At 44.9% G+C, this 22,326-nt stretch carries 16 protein-coding genes and 1 other annotated feature; of the genes, 2 read left to right on the top strand and 14 right to left on the bottom strand.

Annotated features, from left to right (window positions below; genetic code table 11):
* A partial coding sequence (locus ABID29_RS03010; protein ID WP_354364299.1) for a mucin-binding protein occupies nt 1-6,605 on the bottom strand: 6,605 nt, incomplete at its 3' end.
* A gap of 334 nt (nt 6,606-6,939) precedes the next feature.
* Nucleotides 6,940-7,896 carry an IS481 family transposase gene (locus tag ABID29_RS03005; protein ID WP_354364297.1) on the bottom strand — a complete coding sequence of 319 codons (957 nt, stop codon included), beginning with the start codon at nt 7,894-7,896 and terminating at the stop codon, nt 6,940-6,942.
* A 167-nt stretch (nt 7,897-8,063) separates the two neighbouring features.
* On the opposite strand from ABID29_RS03005, the gene ABID29_RS03000 reads away from it, so the two are divergent.
* Nucleotides 8,064-8,585, top strand: coding sequence for a TetR/AcrR family transcriptional regulator (locus tag ABID29_RS03000; RefSeq protein WP_354364296.1), 522 nt, complete (start codon nt 8,064-8,066; stop codon nt 8,583-8,585).
* A gap of 163 nt (nt 8,586-8,748) precedes the next feature.
* Here the strand turns inward: ABID29_RS03000 and rplL are convergent, their stop codons facing one another.
* From rplL to ABID29_RS02940, 12 genes are all read right to left on the bottom strand, one after another.
* A complete protein-coding gene (gene rplL, locus ABID29_RS02995) occupies nt 8,749-9,117 on the bottom strand; it encodes a 50S ribosomal protein L7/L12 (protein WP_168548623.1) in 369 nt (122 codons plus the stop codon).
* Between the two features lie 61 nt (nt 9,118-9,178).
* On the bottom strand, nt 9,179-9,679 hold the full coding sequence (gene rplJ, locus ABID29_RS02990) for a 50S ribosomal protein L10 (protein ID WP_168548624.1): 501 nt from the start codon (nt 9,677-9,679) through the stop codon (nt 9,179-9,181).
* A 33-nt stretch (nt 9,680-9,712) separates the two neighbouring features.
* Nucleotides 9,713-9,848 (bottom strand) — a sequence feature (ribosomal protein L10 leader region).
* 162 nt (nt 9,849-10,010) lie between these two features.
* Entirely contained in the window at nt 10,011-10,373 is a 363-nt protein-coding gene (locus ABID29_RS02985; protein WP_354364295.1) for a S1 RNA-binding domain-containing protein, read from the bottom strand.
* Complete coding sequence (locus ABID29_RS02980) at nt 10,373-11,773, bottom strand: Cof-type HAD-IIB family hydrolase (RefSeq protein WP_354364294.1); 1,401 nt, start codon at nt 11,771-11,773, stop codon at nt 10,373-10,375. Before ABID29_RS02980 ends, ABID29_RS02985 begins: the two co-directional genes overlap by 1 nt.
* Before the next feature lie 39 nt (nt 11,774-11,812).
* Nucleotides 11,813-12,445 carry a response regulator transcription factor gene (locus ABID29_RS02975; protein ID WP_354364292.1) on the bottom strand — a complete coding sequence of 211 codons (633 nt, stop codon included), beginning with the start codon at nt 12,443-12,445 and terminating at the stop codon, nt 11,813-11,815.
* Nucleotides 12,432-13,448 (bottom strand): envelope stress sensor histidine kinase LiaS, encoded by a 1,017-nt coding sequence (locus ABID29_RS02970; protein ID WP_354364290.1) that lies wholly within the window; start codon nt 13,446-13,448, stop codon nt 12,432-12,434. The genes ABID29_RS02975 and ABID29_RS02970 overlap by 14 nt, the downstream gene beginning before the upstream one ends.
* Nucleotides 13,445-14,146: a cell wall-active antibiotics response protein LiaF gene (gene liaF / locus ABID29_RS02965; protein ID WP_354364289.1), complete on the bottom strand. Its 702-nt coding sequence runs from the start codon at nt 14,144-14,146 to the stop codon at nt 13,445-13,447. Before liaF ends, ABID29_RS02970 begins: the two co-directional genes overlap by 4 nt.
* 215 nt (nt 14,147-14,361) lie before the next feature.
* Nucleotides 14,362-16,197, bottom strand: a complete 1,836-nt coding sequence (gene pknB / locus ABID29_RS02960; protein WP_354364287.1) for a Stk1 family PASTA domain-containing Ser/Thr kinase — start codon at nt 16,195-16,197, stop codon at nt 14,362-14,364.
* On the bottom strand, nt 16,197-16,934 hold the full coding sequence (locus ABID29_RS02955) for a Stp1/IreP family PP2C-type Ser/Thr phosphatase (protein ID WP_354364286.1): 738 nt from the start codon (nt 16,932-16,934) through the stop codon (nt 16,197-16,199). Before ABID29_RS02955 ends, pknB begins: the two co-directional genes overlap by 1 nt.
* A 24-nt stretch (nt 16,935-16,958) precedes the next feature.
* Nucleotides 16,959-18,281 (bottom strand): 16S rRNA (cytosine(967)-C(5))-methyltransferase RsmB, encoded by a 1,323-nt coding sequence (gene rsmB / locus ABID29_RS02950; RefSeq protein ID WP_435533144.1) that lies wholly within the window; start codon nt 18,279-18,281, stop codon nt 16,959-16,961.
* Nucleotides 18,268-19,197 (bottom strand): methionyl-tRNA formyltransferase, encoded by a 930-nt coding sequence (fmt, locus tag ABID29_RS02945; protein WP_354364282.1) that lies wholly within the window; start codon nt 19,195-19,197, stop codon nt 18,268-18,270. Before fmt ends, rsmB begins: the two co-directional genes overlap by 14 nt.
* A gap of 280 nt (nt 19,198-19,477) precedes the next feature.
* Nucleotides 19,478-20,467: an AraC family transcriptional regulator gene (locus ABID29_RS02940; protein ID WP_354364281.1), complete on the bottom strand. Its 990-nt coding sequence runs from the start codon at nt 20,465-20,467 to the stop codon at nt 19,478-19,480.
* A gap of 145 nt (nt 20,468-20,612) precedes the next feature.
* Here ABID29_RS02940 and ABID29_RS02935 point away from each other — a divergent pair, with 145 nt between their 5' ends.
* Nucleotides 20,613-22,316, top strand: a complete 1,704-nt coding sequence (locus tag ABID29_RS02935) for a glycoside hydrolase family 3 protein (protein WP_354364279.1) — start codon at nt 20,613-20,615, stop codon at nt 22,314-22,316.
* Nucleotides 22,317-22,326 lie beyond the last annotated feature (10 nt).

Raw genomic sequence — 22,326 nt, 5'->3', positions numbered from 1 at the left:
TAGTCAGCCTTATCGGTCGTCCACTCACCAAAGGTCTGCTCACCGGTCACATCGTTAGTCGTAACGGTGCGAGTATAGGTTACTGTTTGAGTAACAGCTGGTGCCAACTCATTACCAGCCTCATCCACATACTTGATGGTGCGGGTAATGGTTTTTGTTTCCTGACTCTCTGTAAAGGTCGGCGTATAGATAACGACAACATTACTATCGTCACTATCAGGAGTGACACTTGTGCCGGCCACTTCTAGCTTGTCTGCTTTATAATTAGGCAAGATTGGAGAGACAACTTCAGGAAGTTGAGCTTCAGCAGCGTTCCAATCGCTGAAGGTTACTTGACCAGTCACCATGTTGACTGTCGCTTGACGGGTAAAGGTTGCCGTTTGAACAACTATCGCTGATGCTTCTTCTCCGTTTTCATTCAGGTATTTGTACTCAATCGTACGTGTTACCGTGCGCGTCAACTCTAGTTCATCATCGGTCTTAGGATTAACTGGTTTATCTGGCGTCACCGTCTCCACACGTTGCTTGAGAACAACGGTAAATTCTTGGGTAAGAGCGCCATCCTTATCGTAGGTAACATCAGACGGGAAGTTATCCGCAACCAATTCATAACCTAGACTCTCATAATGTGCGATACGATCAGCTGTGCTGTAGTCAATCTTGGCATCTGTCACACCTGTCAAGTCCGCCACTTCAAGAGTCTGACCTGTAGTTTCATCAATGTAGGTTACCTTAGCTTTTTGAGCATCTGGTGTATAAACAACGATAACTGGATCAACTTGGCTATCCGCAGTCACCTTAAGAGCTGGTACAGTCGCAAGGTTTGGTGTGTAACCTGGAATGCTTGGAGACACTTGGGTATCCAACTCATCATCTTCAGTCGTCCAGTCCTTGTAGACAATCTCCCCTGTTACCATGTTAACAGTGGCTTCACGAGTGAAGGTTGCTGTTTGAGTCACTGTTGCTGAAGCTTCCTCACCAGTTTCAGTCAGATACTTGTACTCAATGGTACGAGTCACTGTACGAGTCAACTCAAGCTCCTCATTGGTCTTAGGATTGACTGGCTTATCTGGTGTCACTGTTTCCACACGTTGCTTGAGGACAACCGTGAATTCTTGTGTCACATTGCCATCCTTGTCGTAGGCAACATCAGCTGGGAAGTTATCCGCCACCAACTCGTAACCCAATTTTTCATAATGAGCAATACGATCAGCTGTGCTGTAGTCAATCTTGGCATCTGTCACACCTGTCAAGTCCGCCACTTCTAGGTTCTCACCAGTAGTTTCATCAATGTAGGTCACCGTAGCTTTTTGAGCATCTGGGGTGTAGATAACCACCGAGCGTTCAATAACGACTTCTGGAATTGCTTGAACTTCACTAATTTTCGGAAGGTTGGCAGTGTAGCCTGGAATCTCTGGAGAAATAACTTCCTCAAACGTAGCATCCTGGCTTGTCCAAGGATTATAGGTAATCTCACCAGTCACCAAGTTAACTTGGGCAGTTCGAGTGAAGGTTGCTTCTTGAATGACACGTGGAGCAGCCTCCTCACCTGTCGGTGTCAAGTAGCGGTACTCAATCAGACGATCTTGAGCGTCTTCAAGTTTAGCTGTCGCTACGCTCTCTGGCCAAACTGGTGAATTAGGATCATCAGGATTAACTGGTGTATTCAGAACAACCGGTCTACTAATGGTTTCTACCCGTTGCTTAAGCTTAACCGTAAAGGTTTGGTCTACAGTAGTGTCCTTATCGTAAGTCGCATCAGCTGGATAATCATCCGACACCAACTCATAGCCAAGGTTCTCGTAGTGAGCAATCTTATCAGCAGTGCTGTAATCAATCTTAGCATCAGTAACACCAGTTAGGTCTGCCACTTCTAGGGTTTCACCAGTGGTTTCATCAATGTAGGTTACCTTAGCCGCTTGAGCATTTGGTGTATAGACAACAATAACTGGAGTAGGCTGACTATCAGCGGTAACGGTCAATGCCTCAACTGTTGGAAGATTTGGAGTATAGCCTGGGATTGTTGGAGACACTTGGGTATCCAACTCATCATCTTCAGTCGTCCAGTCCTTGTAGACAATCTCCCCTGTCACCATGTTAACAGTGGCTTCACGAGTGAAAGTCGCTGTTTGAGTCACTGTTGCTGAAGCTTCCTCACCAGTTTCAGTCAGATACTTGTACTCAATGGTACGAGTCACTGTACGAGTCAACTCAAGCTCCTCATTGGTCTTAGGATTGACTGGCTTATCTGGTGTCACTGTTTCCACACGTTGCTTGAGGATAACCGTGAATTCTTGTGTCACATTGCCATCCTTGTCGTAGGCAACATCAGCTGGGAAGTTATCCGCCACCAACTCGTAACCCAATTTTTCATAATGAGCAATACGATCAGCTGTGCTGTAGTCGATCTTGGCATCCGTCATACCTGTCACTTCAGCCACTTCAAGAGCCTGACCTGTAGTTTCATCAATGTAGGTTACTTTAGCTTTTTGAACATCTGGTGTATAAACAACGATAACTGAATCTGGCTTACTGTCTGCGTCTACTTCAAGCATTGGAACACTCACGAGATTAGGGGTATAGCCTGGAATGGTTGGGGATGTTACCTCATCTAGGGTCGCATCCCCAGAAGTCCACTCCTTGTACTCGACCTTACCAGTTACCATGTTAACAGTGGCTTCACGAGTGAAGGTCGCTGTTTGAGTAACTGTTGCCGAAGCCTCTTCACCAGTTTCAGTCAGATACTTGTACTCAATGGTGCGAGTCACTGTACGAGTTAATTCTAAGTTTTCTTGGGTCTTAGGATTAACTGGATTGTCTGGTGTCACTGTTTCCACGCGCTGTCTAAGCTTGATGGTAAATTTCTGATCTACTGAATCATCTGTATCAAATCGAGACACATTCGAATAATCACTCTCTACAAATACATAGCCAGCATCTTCGTAATCGATAATTCTTGCACCAGGATCGTATGGAATCTCTTGACCTGAACCACCTCTGACTGATTCAATTTCACCAAGCTGTACTGGAACATTAGGATCTGTCACATCAACAAAGGTAATGGTTGCAGCTTGCTCCACCAATTTATAGACATGGGTAATTACTTGAGGGGTCTCTGAGTAAATACCAGTGTTTGGTGCTGAAGTTGGATCAGTTTCTACATAAACGTAAGGCAAGCCGTCGGTACCTGTGATCTTGGTCGGGTAGTAGGTTGCTTGGTTTGAGGCATCATAGGCCGACTTGATGTCATTAGTCAAGACTTTCTCAGTCGCGATGACCTCGCCTGCTTCATTGACGTACTTAATCGTAACTGTTCCATCAGGTACAACAGAAGCAATCTGAATCAGCACATTATTAGACTCAATAAAGGCCGAAGAACCTGAAGATGAGGCAGATGAGAGGTAAGCTTTCTCACCCTGAAGGGCATCGGTACCAATAACAGCATTATCGATAAAGAAATCTACCGAAGAATTACCTGCAACTGACTGAGTCGATTTAAACTCAACCGCAGTGATAGTTGACCAATCTGAGACTTGATCAGCTGTCAACCAAGTACCCGCCTTCATTTGCTCAGCTGTTCCAGATGTTGTTGTATAGACAGCTTCCCAACCAGCAGGAGGTGTCACTGGTCCGGTTAAGTAAACAGAAAACTCGGAATTACGGTCTTTAGCCGTTAAATCCAGCTGCTTATCTCCCGTACGAGGTAGGGAAGTGATTACCGATACATTTGGAACTTCTTGCATGGCAACATTTTTGTAATTGATCTTAAAGTCAATGATATCTTGAGCTTGATGACCATTTGTGTTAAAACTGTATGCCGAATAGGCATCCCGTCTGACTTCTGAAATAACACCTGACGCTTCAGAAGTATTCAACGTGACTTTGAAGGTTCCAACTGTTGAATTGTTTGGTGTGATGGTGATGCCATTGATCGGTAAATCTAAACTAATCCCATCAGTAGGAACTAAACCAGGATCCGCTTCCGCCCAGAAACCAATCTGAGTGACTTCATAGGTCCCATTGTTAACAAAGTTATTAGCAATCAGCACAACATTCTGGCCGATAGGATCCTGTTGCTCAGTGACAGGCTTTGTCTCATAATAGAGATCTTTACCAGTGTTATTCCAGTTATAGATAACATCGAGACCTGGTAACGCACCAAGTTTCAGTTCAGGATCGACTAGATAGGCTTGATAAAGCTGGCCAGGATAGGCAGCAGTTGCCTTTTCCGATAATGTTGACACACGGCCTGTCTTGGTATTGGTTAGGAAATAAGACTGTGTAAAGCCACCTCCACTATTGCGGGTGATAAAACTCATATCTGCTGGAGAGTTATCATCCATGTTGATATTAGTGATCACCCGCTCAAGGATTGTCGTCCTGTTTTGACTAATATTAACGGTAGCAGCGTCATTTTGCAGATTGGCTGTTGTCGAAGAAGTTAACTCTGTGATAGAGGAGTCGTTGTAGATCGTCGACCAGTCACTGAAGAAGGTTTCTTCTCGGAAAGTGACGACCGAGGTGTCCTGATTATTTGCTGAATCTTTTTCGAGCTCCATGTTAATGAACTCATAACGCAAGGTCTTGACCTTGAGGTCTTCAGAGATTGCTGTAGCTTTTGTATTATTAGCATCAAAGGTGTGTAGAAGAGCACCTGTAGCATCGTCATAAACTTCAATGATCCCGCCTGCTTGAAGATCCAAAATAGCTGAAGGGCGATCGACAGAGACCAATCTGAAAAACTCATTGTCGTTATTGGTTGTGACACGTAAGCTATAATTGGTCAAATCATAAACCTTATCGGTCGGTGCGATGTTGGTTAATCCAATATGAGTGAGGTAATAAGCACGACCATAGGGTTTTACAATCTCAGAATCTCCTGCTCCATAACGCTCGTGATTCAAGAAAAGGTCACCGATAGAAGGCTCAGCTTTTGGAATGATAACGGAGTAGTTGGTTGTTCTCGTATTATTGTAAGAAGAGCCGTCTGCTTTAGTATAAGTCCCTGTCACAGAGAGGGTTTTGTTATTGGTGATCGTTGTGGCAGGTGTCCCAGGAATGATATCCAGAATCAAGGGAACAAAATTAGACGAGTTGTTGAGGCTGGATGTCGAATCTCCACCAAGCGGGTTATTGGCTCGGTTAGCTGAGAGGTGGTAACCACTAGCATCCTCGTACCAGCCTGCTGCTTTTGACTCTGCTGAGAGGGTAGTCCCAGGGACTAGACTCACATCATAGGTGTAGGACTCTACCGCATCAATCGCTGTTCCACCCGGAAGGGTATTTCCCATACCGTTGACCATGCGACCGTCGAAGACACCTGTTCCTGGGGAATAATAATCATTAAAAACGCTCCCGTCTTGTCGGAGAGTCCCGGTATGGACATAGAAGTTGAGTTTGCCAGCATTTGTGGCATCAACCAGTCCATCATTATCACGGTCATAGCCGACAACCTGGTTGCTAGACATACGAGTCCCAATATTAGCACCGTTTTTTGATTCCGTAAAGCTGTGTGTATTTGTCCCTAGATGCTTGACTAGAAGGCCATCCTTATCGTAAAAATCCGATGTGGTGGTGATGGTAAAGTTATTGTCATTGAGCGTATCGACAACATTTCCCCAGTTGTCTACCGGTTTAAACTTATAGTCAAACTTGAGGGAGTAATAAGCACCACCATTAAGGCCCGACGGTGAAAAGGTATATTTGATGATAGCATCTGTACCTGAGTAGGAGAGATTTGTTGTCACTCCTGTCAAAGGAGACGGTGTGATCGTCAAAGCAGAAGCATTATTGATGCGTACCTCAAGGTAACCACCTGAGTAATTGGCACTGTCACCTGAAATGTCCAGTACGGTTGTTTGATTGATTGTATTGATTACTTGCAATCCTGTGGTTGCAGACTGCGACGTCAGCGCCCCTGTGACTGTGCCTGAGGTATTTGGTGATGTCCCTGTTGCGATACGGAAGTCTGCCCCTTCAGTGACTGGAGTTTCCTGGGCATCTGGTCGACGGATGGCATTAGCCGTTACCTTGATTGGTACAAGGACCTCAACACTTGTGCCATCAGTATAAATCACGATGATGGTCGCGGTGGTCTGGCCGTAGGTCGGTTGCTGTTTGTAGCTGATGGTCGCGCCTGATGCCAAGAGTTCAGCACTATTGGACAAGAGGTCACTGGCTACGGGAACTTCCTGCCATGAGAATGTTGTGAGGCCAGCAGCATTTGGCACCACCTTCTCAGACTGGACACCCGATTCTGGATTGGCATCTGTGTCAGGTACTTCTTGAGCAACTGCTGCTTCTGTGCCAGCTTGAGGGCTGGTTTCAGCTGGTGTTGCTGCTGTCTCTGGAGCTGTTTCCTCTGTTGTTACTGAGTTTGCTTCAGTAGCTACTGGGATTGGATCACTTGTTGAAGGTTCTATAGCAGTTTGTTCTGTCGTGACAATTGGAATCCTTGACTCGGCTCCAACTTCTTCTGCCTTAACATCAAGGCCTGTTGCCATCACCAATAAGGCTGTCCCTAAAACCACACCATATTGGCCATAAGACACCAGGTTCTTATGGGCCTTACTTTTTCTCATTTTAAATATATCTTGTCGTTTCATAATATATCCTTTCTTAATTATCCGACGAGTTCTTGCTCCTGCAAGTTTCAATACCACCGTCTTAATTTTCCATAGCTTATCTCCTTTGTTTGGTTCTTGTTAATCACATCAAGACACATCGCCTCGTCAAGGCTTTTCTGCCCTTCTGACACTAATTCACACTAAAAATAAACACGGTTACTTCTATTGTACAAAATATTACGAATCAAAAATGGATAAATTGTGATATTTCTTCCAAATTCCGATTTTCCCTTGAAGTTTCTTATTTTTTCATTGTACCTTTGTCAATGATGTGAGACCAAAATTGTCAATTTGAAGATAGTCATGTGTTAATCTATAGAGGAGCTAGCTCCTCTATAGATTTTCTGATGTCAATAGGAGATTTCCATCCCAGTGTTTGCATTGGTAGTCGATTTGATCGGTAAAGATAGGCCTTCATCTGTTTGATGAGGTCGTCGTAAGAGTAGAAGGCAAGGTGCTGATAAAACCGTCTGTTATCGTTTCTGTGGCTTCTTTCGACTTTGCCATTGTGTCTAGGCGTTCGTGGTCGAATGAGCTTATGCTCAATTCCTAATTCTTGACAAAGCAGATTCAGAGGGTGGACTTGCTTTGTTTCCCTGAAATGGGTAAACTCAAAACCATTGTCTGTCTGAATGATTTTAGGCTTGTATCCAAAGTATTTAAAAGCCAATTTAAGAAACTGGACGGTGGAATGGGAGGACTGTTCCTTGAAGGGGTAGATGAAGCGTTCCCGACTGGCCTCGTCAATGACGGTGTATTGGTAAAACTTATCAGGTAGCTTGCCTGTGTAACACTGCTTAGGCACATATTTAACGTCCATCTGCCACTTGACGCCCAATTCAGTTGGTGTATCGTAGGGCTTGGGAACATAAGGTTTGGCCTTGGATTTAGGGGATTTGAAGTAGCCCATTTTCCTCAAAATCCGAAAGAGTGAGCAGGGGTGGCGGTTGTAGCCCTTGTTGGATTTGAGTTTGTAGAAAATCTTGACGAGGGTTGCGTTTGGATTTCTGCGGATGCAGTTTTTAATCCAGGTGATTTCCTGTTGAGTATGCGCCGTTGGATGGGTTTTATGAGGTCGGTGAGATTTATCCTGTAGCGATTCCTTTGTGCCATCAAAGCGCTTATTCCATCGCATGAGTGATGCCTTTGAGACCTTGTAACGTCGACGGATAAAGTCTACAGGGGCTCCGTTTCGATAGGTTTTCACAGCGTGGTAGCGGGTTTCAAGTGTGTGTGGCAAATAGCGAAGGTTTTGTGGTATACTAGTCATGAGAAGATTCCTTTTGTGGTGAGTGGTGGTACTCTTATCATATCAGGAATCTTCTCTTTTCTTTGTCTGGTCTCACATCAATTGTAACGCAACACCCTTGAAGTCTCTTATTTTTTCATGTAAACTACTCTATAAATAGAGGAAAAATCCACTAAGGAGGCCAAATCATGAAAAAAAGTGAGCACAAGATTGTCGTCGCATTTTGCCAATTGTTGCTTGAAAAACAGCTCGATGATATTTCGATAAAAGATTTGCTCAATAAAGCACAGTCCAGTCGATCCAGTTTCTATAATTACTTTGCCAACAAAGAAAACCTCATCAATTCGACCATACACATTGCACTTGATCAGATCAATCAAGTCCTCAACAAGAACCTCTTGCTCAGAAAACCAATCACCATTGAAATGTTGGATCAAATCAGTGAAAACCGTGACATTTTCTTTCCTCTAGTCACAGCCTTCCCTGATTTTGAGACTATTATCAAAGAATACATTAAAGATGTGGTTACGCATTCGAGCATCCAAGACCTATATGAGAAGCTGGAAACAAACTACCAGATGCCGAGTGAATTTGCCCTTAACATCTATGTTAAAACCATCCAGGAAATCATCTTCACTTGGATTAGAAAAGGGTTCACAGAAGCACCAGAAGAAATCGCGGACATGATTTACCAAACTGTCCTGATTTAAAACAAGCATTAGCCCCAAAAGCCCGCTTCAAACCATAAATATAGCCTAGACAAGGGATCGCTAAGCCTCTTCTGTCTAGGCTGTTTTACTTGAACCACCTGCCCCTAAACTGGAACCAAACAAAAACTCACCAGTCACACTAGTGACTGGTGAGTTTAGGAGATTACTTGAGGGTAACAGAAGCTCCAGCTTCTTCCAATTTAGCTTTGATTTCTTCTGCTTCAGCAGTAGCAACGCCTTCTTTGATGATACCAGGTGCGCCATCAACAAGTTCTTTAGCTTCTTTAAGACCAAGACCAGTGATTTCACGGACAACCTTGATAACGCCAACTTTCTTGTCGCCAGCAGATGTCAATTCGATATCGAATGAATCTTTAGCTTCAGCAGCAGCTTCACCGCCACCAGCAACAACAGCTACAGGAGCAGCAGCAGTTACACCAAATTCTTCTTCGATAGCTTTTACAAGCTCGCTCAATTCAAGGATTGAAGCTTCTTTAATTTCAGCAATAATGTTTTCAATGTTCAATGCCATTGTGTTTTCCTCCAAAATATTAAATCAAATAATAGTATGTAGCCTTAAGCTACTAGCAGCCTTAAGCTGCGTTTTCTTTGCTGTCTGCAACAGCTTTGACAGCGAGTGCCACGTTGCGAACTGGTGCTTGAAGCACTGAAAGAAGCATTGAAAGCAATCCTTCGCGGCTTGGCAATGTCGCAAGAGCTTTGATGTCTGCATCTGAAGATACTTTACCTTCAATCGCACCACCTTTAATTTCAAGGGCGTCAGCAGTTTTAGCGAAATCGAAAATGATTTTTGCTGGTGCTACGACATCTTCGTTAGAAAAAGCAACAGCGGTTGGTCCTACGAAAATATCGTTCATACCTTCCAAACCAGCTTTTTCAGCCGCACGACGCAAGATACCATTTTTGATAACCTTGTACTCGATGCCTTCGTTACGCAAATTGCGACGGAGAACAGTATCTTGTTCTACAGTCAAACCACGGGCATCAACCACAACGATTGACGCAGCAGCTTTCATTTTTTCCGCAACGATGTCAACGAGTTCTGCTTTTTTAGCAATACTTGCTTGGCTCATTAGTTTACCTCCGTTTTTATTTTGGCTGGGGAATTTTTCAAAAGAAAAACGCGCCCAGACCTAGACACGAAAGTACAAATACGCATAATCTTAGATAACGTTTTTGTGCCTCGGCAGGATCTTTATGGCTCAGGCCCCCTGCTGTCTTAGGTCAGTTTTTTCAAACTTTACTTAGTATACCACAATTTGAGAATAAAGCAAGTATTTTGCACATTTTTTAAAATTATTTTCTGTGATCATCTCGGCCAAAAGCAAAAAATCAGACAACTTTCTGCTCAAGTGCTGTCTGATTTGACTCTGTTCTCCTTTTTCGACCAGTTAATCCCAGTAGCTAGGATTGGCGGTTTTCCAAAAAATCAAGTGACTCCTTGGTCCAAATGGGCAATGCCTTCTTAAGCGGTTCAAAACCGAATTTTCGTTTGTCGCTGGAGAAACGATGTTTTCTCGGCAAGCGATGGTGCTCTTCCTCTAGACTACGGATAGACAGGCTGGCTTTCCCTGTAAACTCATCGACATCAATCACCTGAACCTTGACATCTTGCCCTAGCTCAAACAAATCATGGATATTATCTACATAACCCGTCTTCAACTCAGAAATATGCACCAAACCTACCGTCCCATTTTCCAAACTGACAAAGACCCCATAAGGCTGAATACCTGTAACTTGGCCCCTTAGTTTGTCCCCTGTCTTCATCAATCACGGACCTCGATGGTCTCAATGGTCACATCGTCAACCGGTCTGTCTGCTGGTCCTGTCTGAACAGATGCAATCTTGTCAAGCACTTCGTAAGAAGCTTCATCCGCCAGCTGACCAAAAACCGTATGACGGCGATCTAAGTGTGGCGTTCCACCTTCTGTGGCATAAACTGCGGCAATTTCTTGAGGCCATCCGCCACGCACCAGCTCTTTTGCAGAATATGCTAAACTGTCGTTTTGAACGATAAAGAACTGGCTACCGTTGGTATTTGGCCCAGCATTGGCCATCGATAGGGCACCGCGGATATTGTAAAGCTCAGCTGAAAATTCATCTTCAAAACTCTCACCATAGATCGATTCCCCACCCATGCCAGTTCCAGTCGGATCTCCACCTTGAATCATGAAATCTTTGATAATTCGGTGGAAGATGACACCATCATAATAGCCTTGCTTAGCTAAACCAAGAAAGTTGGCAACGGTTTTAGGTGCTTGCTCAGGAAAGAGTTTCAGGGTCATATCGCCGTGATTGGTCTTAATGGTTGCGATTGGGCCTTCAACAGCGCCCAAGTCCAATTGTGGAAAAGTCAGTTGTTTTTCAATCATTCCAAGTTCCTCCAAGGCATATTGAATGCCGTTTTCTTCTACTGTTTTTGTGACAAAATCTGCCTTTGCTTGCAGGTCTTTATGGGAAATCCCCATGGCAATCGCAAGACCAGCATAATCAAAGAGTTCCATGTCATTGAGCTCGTCTCCAAAAACCAGGACATTTTCTGGCTTCAGCTTAAGCGCTTCTAAGACCTGAGCCACTCCCAAAGCTTTTGATGTGTCCTTTATGACAACATCCGAAGAGTTCGGATGCCAGCGGACCATACGCAAATCCTGAGCCAACTCCTCTGGAAAACCCAGGCTATCGCCAACCGTTTCAAAGGTCCAAATCTGAAAAACAGCGTTGCTCAGATGAAAATCCGGCTCGACCGCCAACTTGCCATAGACTGGGATAATGGCCTGATCGATCAAGGCCGATTCCTTTGAGACAACCGCACGTTCCTTGCCAACAAAGCCATAATCAATGCCAACTTCCTTGGTCCAATCAACAAATTTCTGGACTACTTCAGGAGCAATAGGCCTACTAAAGAGTTCTTCCCCTTTTTGAGATCGGACGTAGGCACCGTTGATGGTCACAAAATAATCTGGCTCTAAGGCCTGAATTTCAGGCACAACCCCATAGATAGCTCGACCAGAGGCAATTCCTGTTATAATGCCCTTGGACTTGAGCTGGGCAAAGACATCTTTGATGGATTCTGGCATGAATCCTGTATCCTTGACTCTCAAAGTATCATCAATATCAAAGAAAATAGCTTTAATTTTTTTAGCTTTGTACTTCGTTTTACTATCCATAACTAACCTCGCCTATCTATTATACCACGAATGCTTCATTTATTCATCTACAAGTCCATGCTCAAAAGCATAAACAACCGCCTGGGTCCGATCTGAGACATTGAGCTTGGATAAAATGTTAGAAACGTGGGTTTTAACTGTTTTGAGCGAAATGAAGCTTTCGTCAGCTATGGTTTGGTTATCATAGCCCTTAGCTAGGAGGGCTAAGACCTCCCATTCGCGCGCGGTCAACTGCTGGTGAAGCGGGGCGTCTACGTTGATATTTTTGACCTTTTTGTCCACTTCTGTCTCAATGGCAAGCTCCCCTCTAGCAACCTTGCGAATGGCATGTAAAATCTCCTCCGCACTGGAGGTCTTTAGCATGTAGCCCTTAGCCCCCGCTTCTAGGACTGGGTAAATCTTAGCATTGTCCAAATAAGAGGTTAGCACTAAGATTTTTGCCTCAGGCCATTCTGCTAAAATAGCCAGTGTTGCCTCGATCCCAGTCATCTCTGGCATGACCAAGTCCATGATAATAACGTCTGGGCGAAGAGCTAGGGCCTGATCAACCCCAATGCGTCCATTATCGGCTTCCGCTACAACTGTGACATCCGCCTGCAGGTCTAAAAAACTCTTGAGTCCCAAACGAACCATCTGGTGGTCATCCACCAAAATTACCTTAATGATCTCCATACTCTTCCTTATCCTTTCCTAATAGTGGGACACGAATGTCCATGGCAACCCCTTTGCGGGGAGCGGTTCTGACCTTCACGGTTCCTGCCATGTCCGCCACGCGCTCACGAATATTCTTTAAGCCGTAGCTAACTTCATCAACCACCTGCTGGTCATAGCCAATGCCATCATCTGTCATCCGCAAGTGCAGCTCATGCTCATTTTGAAAAAGGTAAACCTCAAGATTTTTAGCCTGGGCATGCCGCAGGGTATTGTTGATAAATTCCTGGGCAATTCGAAAAATGTGGGTCTCCATATTCTTAGGGATGGCAATATCGTCATGGTGAAACAGGACGGTAACATCTGATTTGTCCTTAACCTCCTGAAGGATGAGAGCAAGGCCTTCTAAAAGGGTCTTGCCTTCTAACTCGAGAGGTCTTAGGTGCAAGAGCAAGATTCTCAAATCCTTCTGAGCAGTGTCAACAATGCCACTCACCATCTGAAGTTGCTGACCAATCTGCTCCTGACTGAGGTTGGGCAATTGGCTAGAGACCCCAGACAAAATCATGCTAGCCGCAAAGAGCTCTTGGCTAACGGTGTCGTGCAAATCCCTGGCGACACGCTTCCTTTCCTCTTCGATGATAGCCTCCCTGGTCTCCAGATCACGGTTCTCAATCTGTTGCAGGGTGGTCGTCACCTCGTTCATCTTGGTGGACAAGCGTTGCAAGAGGAGGTTGTACTCGTCATCAGCTTGCTTTCGCAAGGGTTTATTGTTCAAAATCCGCTTGAGCTGACGGTTGAACATGTACTTGGTATTCAAGGAAGAAATCTGAACCAAGACCAGCATGACTACTGATAGAGAGATGCTAAAAAGGCCTATGACCGTCACAAACTGATAAAAGAGTAGCCAGTCCTTGGTCAGAGCCGCCCAATCCATCTTAACGATGGACAAAAGACTGGAAGCCATCAAAATGATCAAAAGGACTGAATAACTTAAAACCAGTAAAACATTCGACTTTCTCATTGGCGACTCACCTCGATATCACCAAATAGCGTTGTCAGCACCACCTTGACCTTCTTTTGGGCGTTTAAAAAATGATGGCTCTGAAATTTAACCGCTTCGTTGCGGAGGTCGAGTTCGACTAAATCTAAGAAATCCAAATGACCATAGATCGCTGTTGCCGACAGGTCCACTTCCACACCGACCGGCACCACAATCCGAGTCGTCCCAAAGCTCTTGCGCACAATAATTACATTGTCCATCCCAGCCATGGCTACCTCTGTCAAATCAATGACATCATTGCCAAAAACACGGACTATATTAATATCGTCAAAATAATAAGTACTCGACTGGTTAAAGTAATCTCTATTGCCGAGCCATTGCATCCGCTCACGCTTGATACGCTTAGGCGCCTGATCTATGGTAACAAACTTATACTTTTCACGTTTTTGCATCCGCGAGAAGGAATTCATCATGATATAAATAACCCCAAAGATTAAGGCCAAAATCACATAAGGATTAGCCATAATGACGAAAAAGAGCAGGAGGGAAACTAGGGTCAACAGCAGATTGCCCGAATCCTTCCCCCTATAAAAATAGAGCCCTAGTAAAAACAAGAACAGGAGAAAGATGAACCTTGGGAGATCAGACGCCATGATATCCACCATGGCTAAGGTCAGAAGAATGGCCTCAAGGGTCAAAAACAATTCAATTTTTTTCATACGCACATCCTAGTTATACAGTAGATCAAAATCTAACAAAGCAGCGATTCAAAGGCGGGTCGTAAGGCGCTTTGCCTTCCCGCATGTTCAGGACCGACACCGTCTGATTTTGATTCACGAAGAGTAGTGTTACTTCTTCTATTTTACCAAAAATTCCACAAATACCATCCGTCTGAGGGTGTAAAAACTGCAGCCCAACGAGCTACAGTTTTCATTTATTCGTTGCCTAAGGAAGGTTCCGTTGTCACTGTCGTTTCAGAATAAACCCCGGATTTAGTCGTTGATTCGGTTGACACCGATTCATTTACATAGGAGGTGGAGGTTTCTTCCGAAGCAAAGTAGAGCACCACTTCTAAAGTAGACGGGTAAACTTCTGTAAAGGCATAGACACTTTGTGACTCTACCTTAGCGGTTGCACTGACATTTTCTGGTGCCGTTGTAATTTGATTGCTCTTAACCCCCAAGCCCACCAACACATTGATAGCTTCCTTATAAGTTAATCCAGTCAGATTCGGCATGCTGATAGTGGACATCGCTTTAGCTACCTTAAAGGTAATCGTTTTTGGCTTGTCTAGATGATAGATAGCCCCTGGTTCAATGGACTGATCAATGATCGTTCCAACAGCGTAATCTGCATTTTCCACTTCTTCTATCTTAATTTTAGAGTCATCAATTCCCATATCTGTCAACGCTGATACCACATCGCTGTAAGCTTGTCCCCTGTAATCCCCCAGGGCAAAATCCCTGTCTCCTTTTGAAACAATCAATCTAACCGTCGCGTTTTTGCGCTTGCTCACACCAGCTCCTGGATCTGTTTCGATGACTAGGCCCGCTTCTACTGTGTCACTAGAGGCTTCAGCAATCTCGCCAACCCTCAATCCAGCATCTGCCAGACTCGACCTTGCTTGTTCAACCGTCTGATTGGCAACATCAGGAACCGTCACTGTGACCGGCGTAGTCAGGAAAATGGCATACAGGGCTGCGATGGTCAAGAGAATGGCACCAAACAAGAGTTTGTAGCGTGTTTTGATACGCCTCTTCACCTTTTTCTGGGCAGCTAGTTGATCGCCATCATAATCATAAGTAATCGGTTGCGTGGACGGCTGTGACTGAACTGGAGGCGTGTGAGTCGGTCGATACTCTGTTGTCGCTTGCGAAACCTTAGGCAGGACCTTGCTATCCACCTTATTATCAAGAAAGACTAGCTTACGGTCATTACGGTGCTCTGGCGACAAGCTGGTCACCAAATCAGTGTACATGTCTTCAACCGTCTGGTAACGATCGGATAACTTTTTAGCAGTCGCCTTGATAACTACATTCTCAAGGGCTTGAGGAACCCGAGGATTTTCAGCGATGATGGATGGCAGGGGCTTTTGGAAGTGCTGCAGGGCAATCGTCACCGCAGAATCCCCATCGTAAGGAATATGGCCTGTCAACATTTCATAGAGGACAATCCCCATAGCATAAATGTCACTCTGCACCGTCGCCTTAGACCCACGCGCCTGTTCAGGAGACAGGTAGTGAACCGATCCCAACATGGAATTGGTCTGGGTCAGACTGGTCTCTGCAAAGGCAACTGCAATCCCAAAATCCGTGACCTTGGCTGTTCCTTCTTTGGTTAGAAGCACGTTCTGAGGCTTCAAGTCGCGATGGACAATCCCTTTTTGATGAGCCAGACGAATGGCCAGCAAAATCTGCGCCATAACGCGGACTGCCTCTTCATTGGCAAAGGGAGCCCGTCTGGTAATGTATTTTTTAAGATCTAGCGCATCAACATACTCCATAGCCAGGTACTGCTGACCGTCTTCCTCGCCGATATCACTGATGCGGACAATATTCGGATGATCCAGATCCGCCATGGCACGCGCTTCACGCTGGAAACGCTGAATGGCAACGGGATCTGTCTGGTAATTGGTCCTCAGAACCTTGACAGCAACTTCTTCACCGTCTAGAATCAAGTCCCTCGCCAGATAAACATCCGCCATGCCACCACGACCAATCTGTTCAATGACCTTGTATCGTCCAGCGAATATTTTTCCGATTTGAATCATCAACTACCCTCCTGGTCAATATGGACAAGTGCGACTGTAATATTATCCAAACCTCCCGCATTGTTGGCAAAACGGATCAGGGTCTCTGCCTTATCATCCAAAGATACTTCACTGACCATGATGTCGTAGATATCCTGTTGAGAAACCATATTGGTCAAACCGTCACTATTAATGACCAGGTAATCGCCAACTTCCAGAGTCTTGATGGCAATATCTGGTTCAACAGGATCACGCTGTCCCAATGACTGGGTAATAATATTTTTCTGCGGATGAACTGCTGCTTCTTCTGGAGTAATCTGGCCTGCACGCAAGAGCGCATTAACTAGCGAATGATCACTAGTGAGAGTCAAAATTTCCTCACCACGCACCAGATGAATCCGTGAATCACCAATATGAGCAAAGATCATCTGCTGGTCAATGATAACAACCGCTTCAATCGTAGTGCCCATTCCTTGGTAGGCTTCCTCTTGCCCTTTGGCTCTAATCGTTTGATTAACTTCTTCCAAATGAATAATAAACCACTCCCGCACACTATTAAGGTCCGCCAAATCTGTCCCTACCCAAGCGCCTCCTAAAGCTGTCGCCGCTAATTCACTGGCAATATTCCCAGCGCGGTGCCCTCCCATACCATCTGCGAGGATAATCATCTGAATACCTTGTTTATTCGTATAGACATTGACATAGTCTTGGTTATTGGAACGTTTTTGCCCAACATTTGTCAGCAATGAAATTTTCATACTTGGTAAGTTTCCTTCCAATTTCTAAAGTTTTCTTCTAAATTGTGCGATAAAGAACCCATCCGTCTGATAAAGCTCTGGCGTGATCATCAGGCAACCATTCACCATTATCTCTTTCTTTTCATGACTCAGAGTAACCTGCTCAAATTCAGGATGTCGGGCTAAAAACTGCTCGACAACCTGAATATTTTCTTCAGGGGTAATCGTACAAGTGCTATAAGTTATTATACCATCTTTTTTAAGGGTTTGACAAACACTATCTAAGATCGATAGCTGAAGGACTTGTAACTCCTTGAAATCGGACAGTTGCTTATTATATCGGATATCTGGCTTACGCCTGATCAGACCAATTCCTGAACAAGGGGCATCCACTAAAATCTTATCAAAGGTATCCGGCCCAAACACACGGTGAACATCCCTTGCATCTAATACCTGCGTTTTAACCTTATCCGACAGCCCTAGACGTTCGGCATTTTCCCGAATCAAAGCTAACTTGTGCTCGTATAAATCAAGAGCTATGACTCGCCCCTGATCTAGGTAAGAGGCCATGTGAACCGTCTTGCCTCCAGGAGCAGCGCAAGCGTCCAAGACAAACTCATCTCCCTTTAAGGCAAGGGTTGGTGCTACTAACTGACTGGTCTCATCCTGGATGGCCAAGGCGCCTGTCTTAAAATAATCCGTCCCTGCAAAATGGCCTTGGTCTTTCACCAAACCATGCTTGGCTAAGACTGACGGACGACTCCCCGTTGCCGTCATAATTTCCTTAAAGCGTTCTGGTTGTGTTACCCGAACACTCGCCTTGCTTCGGAGTAAAAGGCTCTCAAATATCTTAAGGGCACGTTCCAGTCCGTAAACGTCTATCAGGTAGCCAACTAGCCAAACCGGTAAAGAATATTGGACGGAATAGCGCTTGTTAACCCGCTTAATCGTTGCAATCTCTGGCAGATCGGCGCCGAGGATTTTGCGGAGAACAGCATTGACAAACTTATCTGCTCCCAATTTACGCTGCTTGGCCAGGGACACTGCCTCGTGGACCACTGCCCGATCCGGTAGCTTGTCTAGATAGAGCAACTGGTATAGACTGAGCATCAGCAAACTATAAACCCAGCTGTCCAAGGTGTCTCGATCTGCGATGTAGTGAGATAGGTACCATTCTAAGGTGATCTTTCGCGAGACGGTGCCATAAACCAGCTCCGTCACCAAAGCCTTATCTTGGTCACTGAGAGCGCTTCTGTTAAGTTCTTGTTTGAGCGCTAAATTCGAAAAAGCTCCTTGTTCAAAAACCCCTTCTAAGACAGTAAGAGCCGTTCCCCTCGCTGTCTTTTGCCAGTGTTTAGTCAAAATAATCCCCCACTTTCAGGTCACGACCATTGCCATTGAGATAATCTCTGATCTGCAGTTGAGGTTTGCCTGCAGGTTGTACCCGCTCTAAGCTCAAGGCACCCTGGCCAGTCGCAACCACTAGGCTCTGTTTGGTCTTTTCAAGGATCTCTCCCGGATGACCTTGACCTTCCACTGGTGTTGCCTCATAAATTTTGAACCGCTCTCCATTTAGAAAAGCATGGGCCACTGGCCAAGGGTTCATGCCTCTGATCTGATTGAACACTTGACGATTGGTCTTGGTCCAATCAATCTTCTCCTGCTCAGGGGTTATATTAGGGGAGAAACTGACTTGTTCCGGATCCTGTGACTGGGGCACAATATCTCCTGCTACATAAGCAGGCAAGGTTTCGAGGAGCAATTCTCTACCGACCAAGGCTAGTTTATCAAAAAGCGTCCCAACAGTATCCGTTTCCTCAATCGGGACTGCTCGGTTGGCAATCATATCGCCAGCATCCATCTCCTTAACCATTTCCATCAATGTCACCCCTGCCTGCTCATCACCATTAATCAAGGCATAATGGATAGGAGCCCCTCCACGGTACTTAGGTAGCAAGGAAGCATGGACATTGACCGCAAATTCAAACTGTTTCAACAGGCGTTCCGGCAAAAATTGTCCAAAAGCTGCGGTCACGATTCCCACTGCTGGCAGCGCCATCAGCTCCTCCAATTCCGGGCTACCCGACAATTTTTCAGGCTGATAAACAGGTATACCGTGTGCAACAGCTACTGCCTTAACAGGCGTCAGCCGAACTTCCTTCTTGCGTCCAACCGCCCGATCTGGCTGGGTAACCACCGCAATCACTTCATAGGTTTCATCTGCCAAAAGCCCCTCTAAAACGCGAGCTGCAAAATCGGGTGTCCCCATAAAAATAAGCTTCATACACACTTGCCTCTTTTCTATAATCTTATCTATTATATCAAAAAATAAGGCTACTTGCCTTAAACTAACCCTATTTTTAAGACCGTTACAGGCAATTCCTTGCCTTTTCTTGTGCCCTTTTCCATAGCAGAGCAATCTTCTACACCTAGCTATTGGGATTAAAACTCAAAACGGCCCAATTGGAAGACAAAGGAGCAAACACAATCGACCGGTTCTCTTTGCGCCCTTACACGATGCATTAAACGCTAGGTACCTCCCGCCCTATTGACCGAGCATCGCCTTAATTTTGGAAATTGTCCCGGTACTCTGCTGGTGACATGCCTACAATTTTCCTGAAAACCTTATAGAAATAAGAAGGGTTCTCATAGCCAACTTTGATCGCAATCTTCTCTATTGGTGCACTTGTTAACGTTAAGAATTCTGCTGCGATATTGACCCGTTGCAGATGAATCAACTTGATAAAGGATTTGCCAGTATGCTTTTTGAGGTAAGTAGACAGGTAGTTCGGATTAAATCCAAATTCCTCTCCCATATCTTCTAGAGTAGCCGTCGCATAATTCTTCTCAATATAAAGCAAGAGCGACAGGAGCGTATTGGACGATTTGGCATTTTTCTGGATCACTTGGGCACTATTAGCTGATAGCCGAATAAGTCTTGCGAACAGACTAAGAAGACTGAGGCGGATTAGCTGATTGCTTTGGATATCGGTATGATAGTATTCTTCAACGATATCAAGAATCGTTTCACGGATTTTGGGATTATTCTCCGTTTTAAAAATGGTGTAAGAGCCTGAAAAATCACTCTCTGCTGGTCCAAAGAAAAGCATATCCGACAGATTGGTCCCTGTCCCTTGACGCATGAAATCCAAATCATTGAGAGAGAAGGCTGTACTTTTCATGGCAATATTGACCACTAAGTCTTCTGAGCTAATCTTGCGATTACGATGGATGGTATTGGTTCCAACAACCAGAATATCTCCTTGTTGAAGTTCCAAGGTTTCATGCTCCATGACAATGTCCGCCCTGCCTTTAAGAACAACAATCATTTCCACATAATTATGAAGGTGAAAGGGAACTTCTGACTCGATTGGGTTAACCGAGATTGAAATCGGTTGAGGATTGATATAAAGATCATCACTCAGTGTGTTAAAGAATTCAAAAACAGGCTCTTGACCGATATATTGGATAGGAACTGGCCTCATCTTGTCTTGCAATTCCTCCCAATCATATTGCGGACGGTCCTGCTCCAAAAATTTTAAGATCGTTTCCATTTTGCATCACCTCTTTTTTCTATCCTATCATACCATATTTTGTAAAAAGAACTACGAAATGAACACACAAGCCATTAAATTTCACACTAGTTTATGGACATAAAAACGATTACAATAGGAGTAATGAATACTATGGAGGTCCTATATGGTCGACTTACGTCAAAAACCTTATTTACTCACAGAAGAACAGATCGCATTCGTGGAGACTTCTGTCCAAAACTTATCCATGGAAGACAAAATCGGACAGCTCTTCTTTGTCATCGGACAGGACGAAGATCAAGTAGATTTAGCCCAGTTTATCAGCAAATACAGACCTGGCGGGATGATGTATCGTCCTGGTCCAGCTGAAAAATTAAAGGCACAGATTGCCAAAATTCAAGACTATAGCAAGTACCCTCTTTTTCTCGCGGCTAACCTTGAATCGGGTGGCAATGGCATTATCTCGGAAGGAACCTGGTTTGGCAATCCCCTTCAAATCGCAGCGACTGACAATCCCGATGCTGCTTACCAGCTTGGTCGCGTATCAGCTTACGAAGCTAGCCAGGTTGGTTGTAACATGTCCTTTGCACCGATTATCGACATTGATAGGAACTTTCGAAATCCGATCACCAATACGCGAACTTATGGCAGCGATAAGGATCGTGTCCTTGCCATGAGTCAGGCGCAAATCAAAGGTTTTGAAGAAAACCATATCATCCCGGTCATTAAGCACTTCCCAGGAGACGGCGTTGATGAACGGGATCAGCACCTCTTGTCGAGCGTTAATAGCCTCTCTGCTGACGAATGGATGGACAGTTTCGGTCACATCTATAAAACCTTGATTGACCAGGGCGCTCCAAGTGTCATGATTGGGCATATCCTACAACCAGCCTGGGAACGTAAATTACAACCTGGTATTGCTGATAAGGATTTGCGCCCTGCGTCCGCTTCACCTCTTTTGATCAATGGCCTCTTGCGCCAAGAACTCGGTTTCAATGGTCTTGCCATCACCGATGCAACGGCTATGATTGGTTATAATGTGATTCTACCTCGCACGGAACTTTTAGTAGCATCCATCAATGCTGGTATTGATATGATCCTTTTCAACAAAAACATTGACGAGGATTACCAAGCAGTGAGACTTGCTGTTGAAAATGGCGCGATTTCATCAGAACGCCTCGATGAGGCAGTGACCCGTATCCTTGCAACCAAGCTTTCTCAAGGCTTAATGGATGCCTCTGGCCACTACACCTTCCCAGTCCCTGACGCTATCACCCTCAAGTCTGAAGAGCATCTCAAGCTGTCTGAAGCTGTTGCCGACCAAGCTGTCACCTTGGTCAAAGACCGGGACAACCTCTTGCCATTAACTCCTGAAAAATACCCTCGTATTCGTCTCACCGTCCTTGGTGACGCTGATGGCGGCGGGTTTAAAGAAGGCGGCAAAGTCACCGACCTCTTTAAAGAAGGCCTTGAGGCACAAGGTTTTGAAGTCACCCTCTACGGTGAAAAAGGCCTAGACTTCCACGAAATCTTTGAAGAAGGCGTTGCTGATCACAAGGCTAAATTTGATTTGGCATTGTTTGTTGCTAATGTTGAAACAGCAAGCAACCAAACAACGACCCGCCTCAATTGGATTCAACTGATGGCAGCAAACGCCCCATGGTATATGCGTGATATTCCGACAGTCTTTGTATCAACTGCAAATCCTTACCATCTCTTTGACGCTCCTTACCTATCAACCTTTATCAACGCTTATACTGGCAATCCAGGAACGGTCAAAGCAACGCTTGACAAATTGGCAGGTCACTCTCCCTTTAAGGGCATTAGCCCAGTAGACCCATTCTGTGGTGATTTCACCGCCAAACTCTAAACAAGGAGAT

It is taken from the genome of Streptococcus rupicaprae, assembly GCF_040545225.1.
Classification (GTDB): domain Bacteria; phylum Bacillota; class Bacilli; order Lactobacillales; family Streptococcaceae; genus Streptococcus; species Streptococcus rupicaprae.
Note: the sequence above shows the minus strand (reverse complement) of the source record. Positions and strands in the feature narration are given on the sequence as shown.

Bases quoted from the DNA above. Each gene is read 5' to 3' on its own strand.
- fmt (WP_354364282.1), bottom strand. From the start codon at position 19,197: ATGAAGCTTATTTTTATGGGGACACCCGATTTTGCAGCTCGCGTTTTA.
- ABID29_RS03000 (WP_354364296.1), top strand. From the start codon at position 8,064: ATGAAAAAAAGTGAGCACAAGATTGTCGTCGCATTTTGCCAATTGTTG.
- rplL (WP_168548623.1), bottom strand. From the start codon at position 9,117: ATGGCATTGAACATTGAAAACATTATTGCTGAAATTAAAGAAGCTTCA.
- ABID29_RS02955 (WP_354364286.1), bottom strand. From the start codon at position 16,934: ATGAAAATTTCATTGCTGACAAATGTTGGGCAAAAACGTTCCAATAAC.
- ABID29_RS02980 (WP_354364294.1), bottom strand. From the start codon at position 11,773: ATGGATAGTAAAACGAAGTACAAAGCTAAAAAAATTAAAGCTATTTTC.
- ABID29_RS02985 (WP_354364295.1), bottom strand. From the start codon at position 10,373: ATGAAGACAGGGGACAAACTAAGGGGCCAAGTTACAGGTATTCAGCCT.
- ABID29_RS02975 (WP_354364292.1), bottom strand. From the start codon at position 12,445: ATGGAGATCATTAAGGTAATTTTGGTGGATGACCACCAGATGGTTCGT.
- rplJ (WP_168548624.1), bottom strand. From the start codon at position 9,679: ATGAGCCAAGCAAGTATTGCTAAAAAAGCAGAACTCGTTGACATCGTT.
- ABID29_RS03005 (WP_354364297.1), bottom strand. From the start codon at position 7,896: ATGACTAGTATACCACAAAACCTTCGCTATTTGCCACACACACTTGAA.
- ABID29_RS02935 (WP_354364279.1), top strand. From the start codon at position 20,613: ATGGTCGACTTACGTCAAAAACCTTATTTACTCACAGAAGAACAGATC.
- ABID29_RS02970 (WP_354364290.1), bottom strand. From the start codon at position 13,448: ATGAGAAAGTCGAATGTTTTACTGGTTTTAAGTTATTCAGTCCTTTTG.
- liaF (WP_354364289.1), bottom strand. From the start codon at position 14,146: ATGAAAAAAATTGAATTGTTTTTGACCCTTGAGGCCATTCTTCTGACC.
- pknB (WP_354364287.1), bottom strand. From the start codon at position 16,197: ATGATTCAAATCGGAAAAATATTCGCTGGACGATACAAGGTCATTGAA.
- ABID29_RS02940 (WP_354364281.1), bottom strand. From the start codon at position 20,467: ATGGAAACGATCTTAAAATTTTTGGAGCAGGACCGTCCGCAATATGAT.